The sequence below is a fragment of the Marinobacter daepoensis DSM 16072 genome, from assembly GCF_000421165.1.
Lineage (GTDB): Bacteria > Pseudomonadota > Gammaproteobacteria > Pseudomonadales > Oleiphilaceae > Marinobacter > Marinobacter daepoensis.
On sequence record NZ_ATWI01000008.1, the window covers coordinates 862450 to 878372 of the forward strand.

General features: G+C 56.5%; 15 protein-coding genes. 11 read left to right on the plus strand and 4 right to left on the minus strand.

Going from position 1 to position 15923, the window contains the following annotated elements; translation table 11 throughout:
* Window positions 1–164 precede the first annotated feature (164 nt).
* Complete coding sequence (gene grxD / locus K325_RS0104610) at window positions 165–491, plus strand: Grx4 family monothiol glutaredoxin (RefSeq protein WP_029653089.1); 327 nt, start codon at window positions 165–167, stop codon at window positions 489–491.
* Window positions 492–503: 12 nt separating this feature from the next.
* Here the strand turns inward: grxD and K325_RS0104615 are convergent, their stop codons facing one another.
* The 4 genes from K325_RS0104615 to K325_RS0104630 all read right to left on the minus strand — a co-directional run bounded on the left by K325_RS0104615 (window position 504) and on the right by K325_RS0104630 (window position 5774).
* Window positions 504–1226: a TonB family protein gene (locus tag K325_RS0104615; protein ID WP_051146554.1), complete on the minus strand. Its 723-nt coding sequence runs from the start codon at window positions 1224–1226 to the stop codon at window positions 504–506.
* Window positions 1227–1261: 35 nt separating this feature from the next.
* The gene (locus K325_RS0104620) at window positions 1262–3463 is read right to left on the minus strand and encodes a DUF1631 domain-containing protein (protein WP_029653091.1); all 2202 of its coding nucleotides are present in this window, start codon (window positions 3461–3463) and stop codon (window positions 1262–1264) included.
* A gap of 128 nt (window positions 3464–3591) precedes the next feature.
* Complete coding sequence (locus K325_RS0104625; RefSeq protein ID WP_029653092.1) at window positions 3592–4872, minus strand: HlyC/CorC family transporter; 1281 nt, start codon at window positions 4870–4872, stop codon at window positions 3592–3594.
* Between the two features lie 95 nt (window positions 4873–4967).
* Window positions 4968–5774 carry a cytochrome C assembly family protein gene (locus K325_RS0104630; protein WP_029653093.1) on the minus strand — a complete coding sequence of 269 codons (807 nt, stop codon included), beginning with the start codon at window positions 5772–5774 and terminating at the stop codon, window positions 4968–4970.
* Between the two features lie 161 nt (window positions 5775–5935).
* On the opposite strand from K325_RS0104630, the gene ffh reads away from it, so the two are divergent.
* The 10 genes from ffh (at window position 5936) to recJ (ending at window position 15827) form a co-directional block, all read left to right on the plus strand.
* Complete coding sequence (gene ffh / locus K325_RS0104635) at window positions 5936–7321, plus strand: signal recognition particle protein (protein ID WP_029653094.1); 1386 nt, start codon at window positions 5936–5938, stop codon at window positions 7319–7321.
* A 165-nt stretch (window positions 7322–7486) separates the two neighbouring features.
* On the plus strand, window positions 7487–7726 hold the full coding sequence (gene rpsP / locus K325_RS0104640; RefSeq protein ID WP_029653095.1) for a 30S ribosomal protein S16: 240 nt from the start codon (window positions 7487–7489) through the stop codon (window positions 7724–7726).
* 30 nt (window positions 7727–7756) lie between these two features.
* Entirely contained in the window at window positions 7757–8284 is a 528-nt protein-coding gene (gene rimM / locus K325_RS0104645; protein ID WP_029653096.1) for a ribosome maturation factor RimM, read from the plus strand.
* A 3-nt stretch (window positions 8285–8287) separates the two neighbouring features.
* A complete protein-coding gene (gene trmD / locus K325_RS0104650) occupies window positions 8288–9034 on the plus strand; it encodes a tRNA (guanosine(37)-N1)-methyltransferase TrmD (RefSeq protein ID WP_029653097.1) in 747 nt (248 codons plus the stop codon).
* A 37-nt stretch (window positions 9035–9071) separates the two neighbouring features.
* The gene (gene rplS / locus K325_RS0104655; protein ID WP_029653098.1) at window positions 9072–9428 is read left to right on the plus strand and encodes a 50S ribosomal protein L19; all 357 of its coding nucleotides are present in this window, start codon (window positions 9072–9074) and stop codon (window positions 9426–9428) included.
* Window positions 9429–9523: 95 nt separating this feature from the next.
* Window positions 9524–10426, plus strand: coding sequence for a site-specific tyrosine recombinase XerD (xerD, locus tag K325_RS0104660; RefSeq protein ID WP_029653099.1), 903 nt, complete (start codon window positions 9524–9526; stop codon window positions 10424–10426).
* 82 nt (window positions 10427–10508) lie between these two features.
* Window positions 10509–11243: a thioredoxin fold domain-containing protein gene (locus K325_RS0104665; protein ID WP_029653100.1), complete on the plus strand. Its 735-nt coding sequence runs from the start codon at window positions 10509–10511 to the stop codon at window positions 11241–11243.
* A gap of 129 nt (window positions 11244–11372) precedes the next feature.
* On the plus strand, window positions 11373–12674 hold the full coding sequence (locus K325_RS0104670; RefSeq protein ID WP_029653101.1) for a homoserine dehydrogenase: 1302 nt from the start codon (window positions 11373–11375) through the stop codon (window positions 12672–12674).
* 12 nt (window positions 12675–12686) lie between these two features.
* Window positions 12687–14087, plus strand: coding sequence for a threonine synthase (gene thrC / locus K325_RS0104675; protein ID WP_029653102.1), 1401 nt, complete (start codon window positions 12687–12689; stop codon window positions 14085–14087).
* Window positions 14088–14093: 6 nt separating this feature from the next.
* The gene (gene recJ, locus K325_RS0104680) at window positions 14094–15827 is read left to right on the plus strand and encodes a single-stranded-DNA-specific exonuclease RecJ (protein ID WP_029653103.1); all 1734 of its coding nucleotides are present in this window, start codon (window positions 14094–14096) and stop codon (window positions 15825–15827) included.
* The last annotated feature ends 96 nt before the right edge of the window (window positions 15828–15923 follow it).

The window sequence follows — 15923 nt, forward strand, 5'->3', positions numbered from 1 at the left end:
AGCCAACAAGTCTAGCCCGTCGCCCCCTCGAAAACAACGTCGTGGCAGCCAGGGTTGTTCTGTGTCAAAGCGCATGGTTTGTGGCTGGCTGAGACACCTGTGTACAATAGGCTGCAATAGCCGTTTGACGGCAAAGCTGACTCCTTTAACAGAGGTATGAGTTCATGGACATCAATGCAACCATCAAGAGCCAACTCGAAGAGAACCCGGTCATTCTGTACATGAAGGGAACGCCGCAGGCGCCGCAGTGTGGCTTTTCGTCACGCACTGTGCAGGCTCTGATGGCGTGTGGTGAGCGGTTCGCGTTTGTGAACATTCTGGACAACCAGGAGCTGCGTGAAGCGCTGAAAGTCTATTCCAGCTGGCCTACTTATCCTCAGCTCTACATCAATGGCGAGCTGGTTGGCGGTTGCGATATTGTTCTTGAAATGTCTGAAAGCGGCGAACTGGCCAAGATGGTTAAGGACGCTGCAGGTCAGGCGGAAGCCTGAGGTTCGGCTTGTTCAGGGCTGCTTTGGGGTGAATACGAGTTTCACTCCGAAGCGGTCTGAATCCTCTCCCTCCGGACTGGGGTAGGGGCTGGCAGCCAGGGCCATCCGGTACGCTGCTTCATCTATGACGTGTATCCCCGTTGATTCTGTAATCCTTGCCCGGGTCAGTGCCCCATTGGGCATGAGCCGCAGTTCTATCTCCATTGTGACCGTATTCTTAAGTTTCGATATCGCTGGTACTCGACGATGCTCAAGCTTTTCCGCCAGGTGGGTGGCGAGTTTGATCAGATAGGGGTCTTGTTCCGTTGGCGAGTTGCTGATTCGCTGAATGGGGTCCGGTGCGTTGCCTGGTGTTGAGGTGGCGAGAGAGCTGGACTGAGAAGCCTGAGCCGCCGGTGACGTCACCTTTGGGGTTTGGGGGCGGTCGCTCGCTTGTTGTCGGGGTGTTGGTGATGGTGTGTCCTGTTTAGGGGGTGCCCGATGAAGTGGGGGCCGGGTAGTCACAACAGGTTCGGTTGCTGGGGCGGTGTGCTCCGGGAGTCCTGAGCGGGGGTGGTGGCTGGCTTCAGAGCCCTCTGGGGAGGGTTCTGTTGCCGGGCTGGAGAGGGTGAAGACCAGTCGGTGAGGCAGTGGCAGGGCTTCCTCCCTCGTTGGGGAAGGGAGCCCTGCCAGTATCAGTGTGTGGGCCAGAACGGCGATTGATACGGCGAGCGCCAGCCTGTAGGTGGCTGGCATAGCAGGAGCTTGTGTTCCTGTGCCGGTCATCAATCTCAGGCAGTTTTAGTGCGCAGGTTGCCCACGACTGCGTTGAGGGCCCGGTCTATCAGCGCACCTTGCTCCAGTAAAGTCAGGCGGCCCCGGCGCATTTCATGGGCCAGCTCAACGCGCGTTTTCTCAATCACCTTGAGTCCCATCCGGTTGACGAACACAAAGCAATCCGCCTCTTCGATGATCGCGGACAGTTTGCACCGGAAGCTGGTGCCGTTAACCAGCCGGAATTCCACCCAGTTGCCGATCTCAATATTATCAAGCTTGGCAATGTACTCGGCGATGGTGGCGTCTTCCAGTTCCTGTTGCCGCTCGATCGCCGTTGGGTGGGCCGCCGGGCTGTCTTCCGCCGTGTCCGACTTCGGTTCCTGACGGGCTTCAATGGCTGCGTTGGTGCGGAAGGCTTCTGCCAGTTCGTGCTTGAGTTGCCCCATCATCTGGTCAAGGCGGGTAGCGTTGTACGACACCTCCTCAAGGCCTGCGCGCAGCGATTTCAGGAGCCCGGGCACAACCCGTACCCATTGATCGCGCTCCTCGTCTTCCTCGTGCGGGTGCAGACACCAGATCAGGTCATCAACGACTCGTGCAGTCTCGTGCCAGCGGTGCTCGGTATCGTCTTTGAGGTACGCCAGGAACATCACCCGGCTCCAGCCGTTCATCAGGATGTCGGTGATCGGTTCGGGCAGGTGGTAGCGGGCAACTTTCGCTTTCAGCAGACGGTCGACTTCTTCCTGTGCTTTCTGGGATTTGATACGGCCACGTTCTGATTCGCGGGTTCGCTGCTCGACCAGAGAGGCTTTTCGGTTTTCCCGTTCCAGAAATTGTTCGAATTCTTCGTTGAGCGTCTCAAACAGTTGGATGTCTCCGTCAAACTCGTTCAGTATCCGCTGCACCACATTGTGAATCTGGCCATACAGCTTATCCCGGGTTTTTTCATCACTGCTGCTCCAGCCAATGCCCGCACGGGCCAGCGAGTTCAGGAGCTTTCGGGCCGGGTGCGTGGCCTTGCTGAAAAAGCCCTTGTCTTTGATGACCACTTTCAGAATCGGGATCTGAAGACGGCTAATCAGCACCTGAACCGGTGCTGACAGGTTGTAGTCGTCAAGAATGAACTCAAACAGCATCGAGACCAGGTTGATCAGGTCTTCGTCTACTTCATTGAGTGCGGGTTTCCGGCCATCCTGAGCGTCGGCTTGAGCCAGCAGTTGCTGTACCACCTGACGAAGATCGACCGTAAGGGGTTCTCCGGTGCTCAGGTCGTCGGTTTCAGACCAGTTCTGCTGAATGGGGATAGCGCTGAGCATATCGGCCAATTCCCGGCCGCCGATCACCCTGAGCGACGGATCGGCGCTGCGCGGTGCCATGCCGGCGTTGGAACGCTGCATGGCCAGCATCTGCCGGATCTGGTCAAACAATGCCGTGTCTTCCGGGCGTTGATCAGATGATTGGGCCGGATCTGCTGATTCGCCACTGTCTGTTCCGGCATGAGAGGTCGGAGATGGGCTCTTCTTGCCGTGATATCGGAAATTGGGAATAACGCCAGCCTGAATCAGAATCCGGTTGGCTTCATCCAGCAACATGCCCAGGTTGGAGATGACGTAGCGATCAAACTGCTTGAGTAGAATCAGTCGCTCGCGAATCTGGATATCCAGAGCCTGAATCGCTTCGGTGAAGGCGCTGCACAGATGTTCGGGGGCGATCGGGTTAATGGGGTTTTCTTCGCTGGCGTCCGGGTAAATTTCGGTAAACCGTGCCTGTAACTGCAGCAGGGGCCCCTGAAAATGTGCCTTTGCCTTGGTTGTCATGGCATTGAACGCGACCTGCTCTTCCAGGTCGTCGTTTCCAACGAGCGAGAGAGTGTCGGCGCTGGTCGGCGGACTGGTTTCGGCGGCCTGAAGCTGGCCGGCATGGGGGGGGTGGGCAAAAAACTGAGCGACGGTATTCTGGAAATGGCGCTCTACGCCCTTGCGCTTGATTCTGATCTCGCGCATGGCTTCAAAATAACGATTCTGCTCATTATTGCTGCGGGCATTGTTTGCCAGCTCAAATAGGGAGTCGTCGACAGCGTCGAAGGCTCCCTGCAGCAAATCACCTAAACCCGCAACGACGGTGTCGCGGATGCGGGTCACCTCCGCAGGAACCGGTCGAGTGCTTGCCGCTTCCCTGTGCTCGCGGAGGTAATGTATGCCGGACTGCTTATTCATGGCCGACTCCTGTTTACGCCTCAACCGGATACATGACCGAGCTCGATTCTTGTGTCTTCTGATTATTCGGTAAATTTAGCGCATTTTGCGCCACATTAACATGAATAAACGCCAACCGGAGTGCAGAATTATAAACTTCTGGAGCGCTTTTTCCTGGTTTTAGGGTGAACGATCGCGGCTTTGACAACGTTATCCTTGATTTGCAGGACTTCGATGCGATAGCCGTTCACCTTGAGGCAGACGTTGGTGTCTGGAATATTTTCCAGGGTTTCGGTGATCAGGCCGTTCAGTGTTTTCGGTCCATCTGTTGGCAGATCCCACTCCAGCGTCTTGTTTATGGCCCGTACCGCCGCGCTGCCATCGATGATGTGCGTGCCATCCTCCTGAGGAATGATGTCGGGAGAGGTTGCAGCGTAATCCGTTGTAAACTCACCAACGATCTCTTCGAGGATATCTTCAAGGGTGGCCAGCCCCAGGACGTCGCCGTATTCATCGACCACCATGCCGAACCGGCGTTTGGCTTTCTGGAAGTTCAGCAGTTGGGTGTTCAGTGCTGTGCTTTCGGGGATGAAATAGGGTTCCTGGCACAATTGCATGATCATGGCTTTATTGATCTCGGGCTCTTGCAGCAATCGGGCCGCGCTTCGCAGGTGCAGTATTCCCTGGATGTTGTTGATGTCGCCTTTGAAAACAGGGAGGCGAGTGTGTTGGCTGTTTCGCAGTTGGCGCAGGATAGTGTCGGTGTCATCGTCCAGATCGATGCCCACAACTTCGTTCCTGGGCACCATGATGTCGGTTACGGTCACGTTCTCCAGGTCCAGAATGCTGACCAGCATGTCCTTGTGTCGGGCGGGTATCAGGGCGCCGGCTTCATTCACGACGGTTCGAAGCTCCTCGCGACTGAGGTGGTCCTCGGAAGCCTGTGCCGAAGAAATTCCCAGCAGTCGGAGGATGCCGGTTGTGAACAGATTGACGGTCCAGACCAGCGGGTAGAGCAGCTTCAGCAGAGGGCCAAGGATGTGGCTGGCGGGGAAGGCGATTTTTTCAGGAAACAACGCTGCAAGCGTTTTTGGGGTGACCTCTGCGAAAATCAGAATGACGATGGTCAGCAGCACCGTGGCGATGGCGATGCCGGCATCTCCCCAGAGTCGGATGGCGATCACGGTGGCAATGGAGGAGGCGAAAATGTTGACGAAGTTGTTGCCAATCAGGATGACGCCGATCAGTTGATCGGTGCGGTTGAGCAATCCCTGTGCCCGGCGTGCGCCCTTGTGCCCGGTTTTCGCCATGTGTTTCAGGCGGTAGCGGTTAAGGGACATCATTCCCGTTTCGGAGCTGGAGAAAAACGCAGAAAGGATGATCAGTCCGACAAGAAGGATAAACAGCGCAGCAAGCGATGTTTCGTTCAAGAGAGGGATCCTTGTGTTGATGACAAGCTGCGAAAATAGGGTTTCACTGTAATCAGTGTCAAGCCGGATTGGTCAGAAGGTGTCTGGTTCCGGCGTCAGAGACCTCGGTGGAACACGAGTTCGAGGACAAATTTGCTGCCATAAAAGGCCAGCATGAGGAGTGCGCAGCCCGCCAGGGTCCAGCGGCTGGCTGTGATGCCTCGCCAGCCTTTGGTGTATCGGCCAACCAGCAGGCCGACAAAGACCAGCAGGGACAGCAACGAGAAAATGGTTTTGTGAGCCAGATCCTGAGCAAACAGGTCCTCAATAAACAAGGCGCCGGTCACGATGGCCAGGACCAGCAGGACGACGCCAGCCCAGACCATTTCAAACAGCAGGGATTCCATGGTTTGCAGTGGCGGAAGATTTCTCACCAGCAAGCTGTTGTAGTTGCGTTTTAGCTGGCGGTTCTGCACGTACAGTAAAACAGCTTGCAGGGCGGCCAGGGAGAACAGGCTGTAGGCTGTGACTGACAGGGCGATGTGGGACAGCATACCGTAGCTTTCTTCCGGCACCAGGCGGGAAGGGGTGTGAGTGACCAGCGCCATGACGATCGTCAGAGCGGCAATCGGGTAGGCGGCAATAAACAGGCTTTGAACCGGTTTGTTCAGGTTCAGCCCCAGAAGCAGGAAAACGATCAGCCAGGAAATCAGGACGGAGCTTTTGAAAAAGCTGAAGTCAAATCCGCCATCCAGATGAACCGTCTGGGCAATCAGCAGGCCGTGCCCAATCAGGGCCAGTACGCCAATAAGCGTTGTTACGGCGAGGTTGCTCTGCACTTTGCCTCGGAAATGAAGGGCCTGAAGCGCGGTCCCAACGCTGTAGAGGAAGAGTGCGGTAACCGCGAGAATCAGCGTTCCCATGACATCCTTAATCGTGTTGCCTGATGAAGTGAAATCGGCGCGGAGTTGTTCAGAGGCTCCGTAGTCTGGGTATAATGTCGCGATTATGCAACAGGAATCAAGCAGGCGTGGCTGCCTTCTTGATCTGTGTGAACAAATTCTCCGGGGTACGGAAGAGCAACATGTTTGAGAATCTCCAGGATCGACTATCCGGTAGCTTGCGCAAGATCTCGGGTCAGGCGCGCCTGACGGACGACAATATCAAGGATACGCTCCGTGAAGTGCGTATGGCGCTGCTTGAGGCGGACGTCGCCTTGCCGGTGGTAAAGGCCTTTATTGAAGGTGTTCGTCAGCGGGCGATTGGACAGGAGGTTCAGCGCAGCCTGACTCCGGGCCAGGTGTTTGTAAAAGTGGTCCAGCAGGAGCTGGAGCGGGTGATGGGTGCGGGCAACGAGTCGTTGAACCTGGCCACTCGCCCACCTGCGGTGATCATGATGGCGGGTCTTCAGGGCGCGGGTAAGACCACAACGGTGGCCAAGCTGTCCCGTTTTCTGAAAGAGCGGGAGAAAAAGTCGGTGCTGGTGGTGAGTGCTGATATTTATCGTCCCGCAGCGATCAAGCAGCTGGAAACCCTGGCCAGCGAAGTGGGTGTCGAGTTCTTCCCGAGCACAATCGAGCAGGACCCTGTTGATATTGCGAATGGCGCGATTGAAGCGGCCCGACGCAAGCATGTAGATGTTGTCATTCTGGATACCGCCGGTCGTTTGCATGTTGATGAGCAGATGATGGGGGAGATTGGTCGCCTGCATAAGGCGGTGAACCCGGTGGAAACCCTTTTTGTGGTGGATTCCATGACGGGCCAGGACGCGGCGAATACGGCCAAGGCCTTTAATGATGCCCTGCCGCTGACCGGTGTCGTGCTGACGAAGACGGATGGTGATGCGCGCGGTGGTGCAGCGTTGTCAGTGCGCCATATTACGGGTAAGCCGATCAAGTTCCTTGGGGTTGGTGAAAAGACCGATGCTCTGGAGCCGTTCCACCCGGACCGTGTGGCCTCCCGGATTCTCGGCATGGGGGATGTGCTGTCCCTGATTGAGGAAGCTGAGCGTAAGCTGGACAAGAAGAAAGCCGAGAAGCTCACCAAAAAGATCAAAAAGGGTAAGGGGTTTGATCTGGAGGATTTCCGTGATCAGCTCCAGCAGATGAAAAATATGGGTGGGATCGGTGGTTTGCTGGACAAGCTGCCGGGCATGGGGCAGATGGCCCAGATGGCGCAGGCTCAGGTGAATGACAAGTCGGTGGGCCAGATGGAGGCGATTATCTGCTCTATGACGCCCAAAGAGCGTCGCTATCCGGATGTTATCAATAATGCCCGGAAGCGTCGCATTGCGGCAGGCTCCGGCACTCAGATCCAGGATGTGAATCGTCTGTTGAAGCAGCACAAGCAGATGCAGAAGATGATGAAGAAGTTTGGCAAAAAGGGTGGGGTGGCTAACCTGATGCGTGGCATGGGTGGTATGATGCCCCCCGGCGGTGGTGGAGGCATGCCTCCATTTGGCCGTATGTGAAAAGCCTTACACATAAAATGGGGAAACCGATGGTTTCCCTGTTTTCATTGGCGCTTTTTTGGCATAGAATAGCGCCCCTTTCGAGTATGGGTCTTCCCGTCAGATGCTAATTAGCGCGGCGGGAATCGTACAAAGTTCGTACAACAGAACAGGATATTGGTCGAAATGGTAACAATCCGTTTGGCTCGTGGCGGCTCCAAGAAGCGCCCGTTCTACCATCTGACAGTCACTGACAGCCGTAAATCCCGTGACGGTCGCTTCATTGAGCGTGTTGGTTTCTTTAACCCGATCGCCCGTGGTCAGGAAGAGCGCCTGCGCGTTAACCGTGAGCGCGTTGAGTTCTGGCTGGGCCAGGGTGCACAGACCAGCGAGCGAGTTGCCCAGCTGCTGAAGGTCGCTGAGTAATAGCATTATCTGTACCGGGGTTGTAAAGGCATGACGCAGCATTCGCAGGAAACTGTGATCGGCCGGATCACCTCGGTGTTCGGAGTTAAGGGGTGGCTTAAGGTCTTCTCTTATACGGACCCGAAAGAAGGGATACTGAACTACCGTGACTGGACGTTGCTTCTGGACGGTAAGCGTATCCCTGTAAAGCTTGAGGAGGGTCGCCGCCAAGGGCAGGGGATCGTCGTCAGGCTTAAAGGTGTTGATGATCGTGAAGTGGCTCGCACCTATGGTGGAGCAGAGATCCGGGTCCCAACCGAGCAGTTGCCTGAGCTTCCCGACGGGGAGTTTTACTGGCATCAGCTGGAAGGGCTGGATGTCTTCACGGTTGAAGATGAGTGCCTGGGCAAGGTGCATCATCTGCTGGAAACAGGCTCCAATGATGTCCTGGTGGTGCGCGCTACAGCGAGCTCCATCGATCAGCGCGAGCGGTTGGTTCCTTATCTGCCGGACCAGGTTGTCCAAAAGGTAGATCTGGACGGCGGCCGCATGGTGGTTGACTGGGATCCGGAGTTCTGACGGGTGTGGATTGGCGCAGTCAGTCTGTTCCCGGATATGTTTTCTGCGGTGACGGATTACGGGGTTACCGGTCGGGCTGTTCGTGAGGGTCTGCTGACTTTCAGGTACTGGAACCCGCGGGACTATACCCACGACCGGCATCGCACCGTTGATGACCGGCCGTACGGTGGCGGTCCTGGAATGCTGATGAAAATTCAGCCTCTCAGGGATGCTATTCAGGCGGCCAGGGCATCGGCACCCGGCAAGGCCTGCGTGGTCTATCTGTCGCCTCAGGGCGAAAGGCTGGACCAGTCGGTGGTGGAGTCCCTCGCTGCAGAAGAGCAGCTGATTCTCGTTGCCGGTCGTTATGAGGGTGTGGATGAGCGCCTGATAGCGGCGGAAGTCGACCGGGAGGTCTCCCTTGGGGATTTTGTTCTCTCGGGCGGTGAGCTGGCGGCGATGGCTGTAATTGATGCGGTAACACGCCTCATCCCCGGAGCGCTGGGTCATGCGCAGTCGGCAGAGCAGGACTCCTTTGCCGATGGGTTGCTGGATTGTCCGCACTATACCCGGCCCGAGGTTTACGAAGGTCAGGCGGTGCCGGAAGTTCTTTTGGGCGGTCACCATGAACAGATCCGGCGTTGGCGATTGAAAGAATCGTTGAGGCGAACCAGTGAGCGACGCCCCGACCTGCTTGAAAAGCGGGTGTTTACGGATGAAGAGCGTCAGTTGCTGGACGAAATTTTGAACGAACCGGGTGCCTCTGAGTGATCAGGGCATTGAAAGATTGGGTATCAGGAGCATTACGATGAGCGGCAAGAACAACATCATCAGTCAACTTGAAACAGAACAGATGACCAAGGAAATCCCTGCTTTTGCGCCGGGTGATACTGTGGTTATTCAGGTTCGCGTAACTGAAGGCAACCGTGAGCGTCTGCAGGCGTTCGAAGGCGTGGTTATTGGTAAGCGCAACCGTGGCATGAACTCTTCCTTCACCGTTCGTAAGATTTCTTACGGCGTGGGTGTGGAGCGTACCTTCCAGACTTACTCCAAGCTGATCGACAGCGTTAGCGTGAAGCGTCGTGGTGATGTGCGCCAGGCCAAGCTTTACTACCTGCGCGACCTGTCTGGTAAGGCGGCTCGTATCAAGGAAAAGCTTAACTGAGTCAGCATTTGCGTCAGTTGAAAAAAAGCAGCCTCTCGGGGCTGCTTTTTTTATGGTTTAATGCCTGCCTGAGTAGGTTGGGCAAAGAGGCGGGTGTGGGGCCGGAAGATAATCAGCTAATCGAGCGTTTCAGTGAAACTGTCTGGCTGGAGGATGGGCTGGGGGAGAAAACCCGAGAGGCCTACGCCAACGATCTCCGTCGACTGGCGGAGTGGTTGTGTCAGCAGCCGGGCTCGCCGACCCTTGCTCAGGCTCAGCGGCTGAATCTGCTTGCCTGGATGTCTCAGGGCTTATCGGATGGGTTGAAGGCCACTACGGCGGCGCGGCGATTGTCCGGGATCCGTCGTTTTTACCGTTTCCTTTTGCGGGAAGGTTTGATTGGGGCGGATCCAACCTTAAGGATTGATGGTCCTAAATTGCCCCGGCGCTTGCCGGATACGCTGACGGAGGCTGACGTTGAATCTTTATTGGCGGAGCCCGATCCGGAGGTGCCGGTGGAGCAGCGGGACCGTGCCATGCTCGAGATTCTTTATGGTTGTGGGCTGCGGGTCTCTGAGCTGACCGGGTTGATGGTTGATCAGGTGAATCTGCGTCAGGGGGTGATCCGGGTTTTTGGTAAGGGCGACAAGGAGCGCCTGGTGCCTCTGGGTGAAGAGGCCGTTGACTGGCTTTTACGGTACTTGCGCGAAGCCCGGCCTGAACTGCTGCGTGGCAGGGTTAGTGATGCGTTGTTTCCGGGAAATCGGGGCACCTGTATGACTCGGCAGGCTTTTTGGTATCGGATCAAACATTATGCTGCCCGAAGCGGCGTTACCCGGCCTTTGTCCCCGCATACCCTCCGCCATGCGTTCGCAACGCACCTCTTGAATCATGGCGCCGATTTGCGAGTTGTTCAGATGTTGCTGGGGCATTCCGATTTGTCCACAACCCAGATCTACACGCACGTTGCCCGTCAGAGATTGCAGGATCTTCATCGGGCTCATCACCCCAGAGGTTGACTCCGGGGTCGGCGGTGGCTGAACTAAATAAACATTCCGGTGTCGCAGACACTACCTAAACTGACAGGAGTAATTTTCGCTCATGAACATGAAATCCGTAGCTGTGTCCCTCGGAGTTTTGCTGTCGTTGTCCTGGGGGGCGGTGTCTCAGGCGGGCGAGGTCGAAGATCGCATTGCCAAGCGTCTGACTGATGCTGTGCCTGGCCTGAAGGTCGGTGCGGTCCGGGCGTCGGAAGCCAAAGGGCTGTACGAAGTTCAGAGCAATAATGGTGACACGATCTATACCACAGAGGATGGTACCTATCTGCTGACTGGCGACCTCCTGAAAATCACCGAGAGTGGCATTGCGAATGTCACCGAAGAATCACGGGCAGGTGGGCGCAAGGTACAGATGGATGAATTTGGAGGTAGAGGTATTATCTCCTACCCGGCGAAAGGTGAGGAAAAAGCCGTGATTGACGTGTTTACGGATATTGACTGCCCTTACTGCCGAAAGCTGCACGATGAAGTGCCTCAGTTGAATGATTACGGCATTACGGTTAACTACTATGCCTTCCCCCGTTCTGGTCCGAATACTGCGTCGTTTAACAAATATGTTTCGGTCTGGTGTGCCGAAGATCAGCAGAAAGCCATGGATGCTGCCAAGGGTGGCCGGGCGGTTGACCAGGCAAGCTGTGAGAACCCGGTAGCTGAGCAGTATCGTCTTGGGGGTATGGTGGGTGTTACCGGAACACCTGCGATCCTGCTGGAAGATGGCAACATGATCCGGGGGTATGTGCCGGCCCGCAACCTTGCTGAGGGTCTGGGGCTGCTTTAATCGCGTCTGCTTCCTTTTTCTTTGTTGGAAACCTGGTCGGTTCAGGGCTTATTCAGCGAGCCCTGAACCGGTATACTATGCCCCCTTATTGCAACCCATCAGCACCCCATCGGGATCAGAGGTGAGAGCTTGAAAGACGTCAGTGTCGGAATTTGCGGACTGGGAACCGTCGGCGGCGGTACATTCAATGTCCTGACTCGCAACGCGGCGATTATTGCGGGTCGTGCAGGCTGCAATATCCGAATTACCCGGGTGGCGAGCCGCCGCAGCCGAGATGATCTTGATCTGGGTGATGTTCCTTTCAGTACTGATGTCTACGATGTGGTGAACGATCCTGAGATTGATATCGTGGTGGAGTTGATCGGTGGCTACGATGCCGCCAAAGAGCTTGTGCTCGCCGCCATCGCGAATGGCAAGCATGTTGTAACTGCCAACAAAGCGCTGATCGCGGTGCACGGCAACGAAATATTCAGTGCTGCTGAAAAAGCCGGTGTCGTGGTTGCCTATGAGGCCGGCGTGGCTGGCGGAATTCCGGTGATCAAATCCGTTCGGGAGGGGTTGGCTGCCAACCGTATCGACACCATTGCCGGCATCATCAATGGCACCGGTAACTACATCCTGACCGAAATGCGTGCGGGGCGGGAGTTCGGAGAGGTGCTCAGGGAAGCTCAGGCTCTGGGCTACGCTGAGGCCGACCCGACGTTCGACGTGGAAGGTATTGATGCGGCTCACAAGCTGACCATTCTTGCGGCCTCCGGCTTTGGTGTTCCCCTGCAATTTGAAAAAGGCTACACCGAAGGTATCTCTGGCATTACGCCCTACGACATTACCCATGCTGAGTTGCTAGGGTATCGCGTCAAGCACCTGGGGATTGCCCGTCGCCGGGAAGAGGGTATCGAGCTTCGGGTGCATCCAACGCTGGTGCCTCAGAGTCATCTGATCGCCCAGGTTGATGGTGTGCTCAACGCGGTTCTGGTTGATGGAGATGCCGTTGGGCAGACAATGTATTACGGCCCCGGGGCTGGTGATGAAGCCACCGCCTCGGCGGTGATTGCCGATGTGGTCGATGTGGCCCGCGCGGTTGCCAGCGACAACCGCCAGCGGGTGCCTTACCTGGGCTTTACTCCGGACGCCCTTGAGGATCTTCCGGTGTTGCCGATGGAAGATGTGCAGTCCGCTTATTATCTGCGTATTCAGGCTTTTGATCATCCTGGTGTGTTGGCGAAAATTGCGGCAATTCTCAGTGAGCATGGCATCAATATTGAGTCGATCATGCAGAAAGAGTCCGAATTCAAGGATGGTCGGATTCCGGTGATCATCCTGACTCACACCGTCCAGGAGCGTCAGATGAATCTGGCCATCGAGGAGATGGAATCCCTGGCGGATGTTGATGGCAAGGTTATTCGCATTCGCGCTGAAAACTTTAACTGACAGGTGGCACACGTGAGATACATCAGTACACGGGGTGAAGCTCCCGCTCTTGGTTTCGAAGACGTTCTTTTAACCGGGCTGGCTACAGATGGCGGCCTGTATGTACCTGAATCGTTGCCACATTTCAGTCTGGAAGAGATTCGCAGTTGGCGCGGCATTTCCTATGCCGAGTTGGCCTACAAGATCATGTACCCCTTTGTTGAGGGGGCGATCCCTGCCGATGACTTCCGTAAAATGCTGGAAGAAACCTACAGCGTGTTCAGTCATCAGGCAGTGGCACCGCTGGTTCAGCTCGACACCAATGAGTGGGTCATGGAGCTGTTCCGGGGGCCGACCCTGGCGTTCAAGGATTTTGCCCTTCAGTTGCTAGGGCGCCTGCTGGACTATGTGCTGGCGAAGCGCAAACAGCATGTCGTGATCATGGGTGCGACCTCCGGTGATACCGGGTCTGCTGCGATTGAAGGTTGTCGGCGCTGCGAACACGTCGATATCTTTATCCTGCACCCGCACCAGCGGGTCTCGGAAGTTCAGCGCCGACAGATGACCACGGTTCAGGGCGACAACATCCATAACATCGCAGTCAAAGGTAACTTTGACGACTGCCAGCGCATGGTGAAGGAAAGCTTCGGTAACCAGTCCTTCCTGGGTGGCAAAACCCAACTGGCGGCGGTGAATTCCATCAACTGGGCCCGGATCATGGCTCAGATCGTCTACTACTTCCAGGCCTCGCTGGCGCTGGGTGGTCCGGATCGCAGCATGGCGTTCTCAGTACCTACCGGCAACTTCGGTGATATTTTTGCGGGTTACCTCGCGAAGAAAATGGGATTGCCGATCAGTCAGTTGGTCATAGCGACCAACCGAAACGATATCCTGCATCGTTTCATGAGTGGCAACAAATATGAGCAGCATCAGCTTGAGCACACCTTGTCGCCTAGTATGGACATTATGGTCTCAAGCAACTTCGAGCGCCTGTTGTTTGATCTGCATGGTCGTGACGGAGTCGCGGTCAGGACGCTGCTGGAAAATGCGGCCAAAGGCCCGGTGAGCATTGAGGAGTACCGCTGGAAGCACGCCCGGAAGCTGTTTGATAGCGATGCTGTGGATGATCAGACCACGTGCGACACCATTCGCGAAGTCTACGAACGGAACGAATACCTGCTCGACCCGCACACCGCCATTGGCGTTCGGGCTGCGCGTAACTGTCGCCGCGATTCCGCTGTGCCCATGATTACTCTGGGGACTGCGCACCCGGCCAAATTCCCGGATGCCATTGCAGAGTCCGGCCTGAGTGTGAAACCGGATTTGCCGGCTCACATGGCCGACCTGTTTGAGCGGGACGAGCGTTATACCGTTCTCGACAATAGCGTGTCCGACGTTCAGAACTTTATTGCCAGTCATTGGAAAAATGCCTGATCCGGCATGATTCCTAAAAAGATCCTGCGTCGTCCCCAGCCGCCTGAATTGGCGGGCTGGGGACAGAACCTGCCTCCTATCCTCCGGCGTCTGTACGCTGCCCGTGGTGTCGAATCCGACGAGCAGCTTCAGTACACGCTGAGCTGTCTGGCGTCGCCAATGCAGTTGCGCGGCATTGATCGCGCCGTTGAGTTGCTGACGGATGCCGTTGTCCGGAAACAGCGGGTGATGGTGCTCGGAGACTTCGATGCCGATGGGGCGACCAGTACCGCCGTTGCGATGCTTGGGCTATCTATGCTGGGTGTCTCTGACCTTGACTTCAGGGTGCCCAGTCGGTTCTCGGATGGTTATGGGCTCACCCCCGGCATTATTCACCGTTTGCAGGAGGAGGGTGATGTTCCCGATCTGCTGATCACGGTGGATAACGGTATTTCGGCCGTAGAGGGTGTGCGGGCTGCTCAGGCGCTGGGAATCCGGGTGGTTATAACCGACCACCACTTGGCCGGGGAGGTGTTGCCGGAGGCTGATGCCATCGTTAATCCGAACCAGCCCGGCTGCCCGTTTCTGAGTAAAAATGCGGCCGGTGTTGGTGTGATGTTCTACGTGCTTACGGCGCTGCGCAAGCATTTGCGGGATCAGCATCTGTTGCCGGGCCCGCAGCCCAATCTGGGGACGCTGCTGGACCTGGTGGCCCTGGGGACTGTCGCTGACGTTGTGCCGCTGGACCACAATAATCGGATTTTTGTCGAGCAGGGTATCCGCAGGATTCGTAAGGGCGAAGCACGCCCGGGCATTCTCGCGTTGCTTGAAGTGGCGGGCCGGGATTACACCGAGATCAGCGCCACCGATCTTGGCTTTGTGGTTGGTCCGCGCCTGAATGCAGCAGGGCGCCTGGATGATATGAGTATCGGCATTGCCTGCCTGCTGGCCGACAGCCGGGATGAGGCGCTCAGGCTGGCCCGGGATCTGGATAACTTCAACCGCGAGCGCCGCAGTATTGAAAAGGATATGAAGGCCCAGGCTCAGGACTTGCTGGCGTCCATGTCCCTGGATATTGAGGGGCTGCCCTGGGGCCTGGCTCTGTTTGATCAGGACTGGCACCAGGGGGTTATCGGCATCCTGGCTGCGAGGGTTCGTGAGCAAACTCACCGGCCCACCATTGCCTTCGCGCCCGATGATGATGGCGAGCACCTCAAGGGGTCGGCCCGTTCCATCCCGGGTTTGCACATCCGCGATGCTTTGGCGGTGGTGGATGCCAGGCATCCGGGCCTGATAAAGAAATACGGTGGTCACGCCATGGCGGCGGGTATGACCATTGCCCGGGGTGATCTGGATGTCTTCAGCAATGCCTTTGATCAGGCTGTACGCGACACGTTGAAAGCGGAAGATCTCGAAGCCGCCATCGTCACCGATGGCCCGCTCGCCCCGGCCGAACTCAATCTGGACACCGCTTATCTGCTGAAGCGCGCAGGCCCCTGGGGGCAGCACTTCCCTGAGCCGGTGTTTGATGGCGAGTTCCGGGTGGTGAGTCAGCGCATTGTGGGAGAGAACCATCTGAAACTGGTGCTGCAGCCGGTAGAGGGGGGTGGCATCATTGATGGAATTGCTTTCAATACCGGGCCTGAGGTGCCTGATTTTACCCGGAGTGGGGCGCGGGTGGTTTATAAGCCCGATGCCAATACCTTTCGGGGGCGTACGAACCTTCAGTTGTTGGTAGATTATCTGGAGCCGCTGGGCTGAGGTTTTGGCACTCAGGTGGATTTCAGGGTGTGTGCTCTACGCAAGGAACAGCTGATTTAGCGCGTAAATTCCGGTAGAATCCGCCCTCTGTTTTTA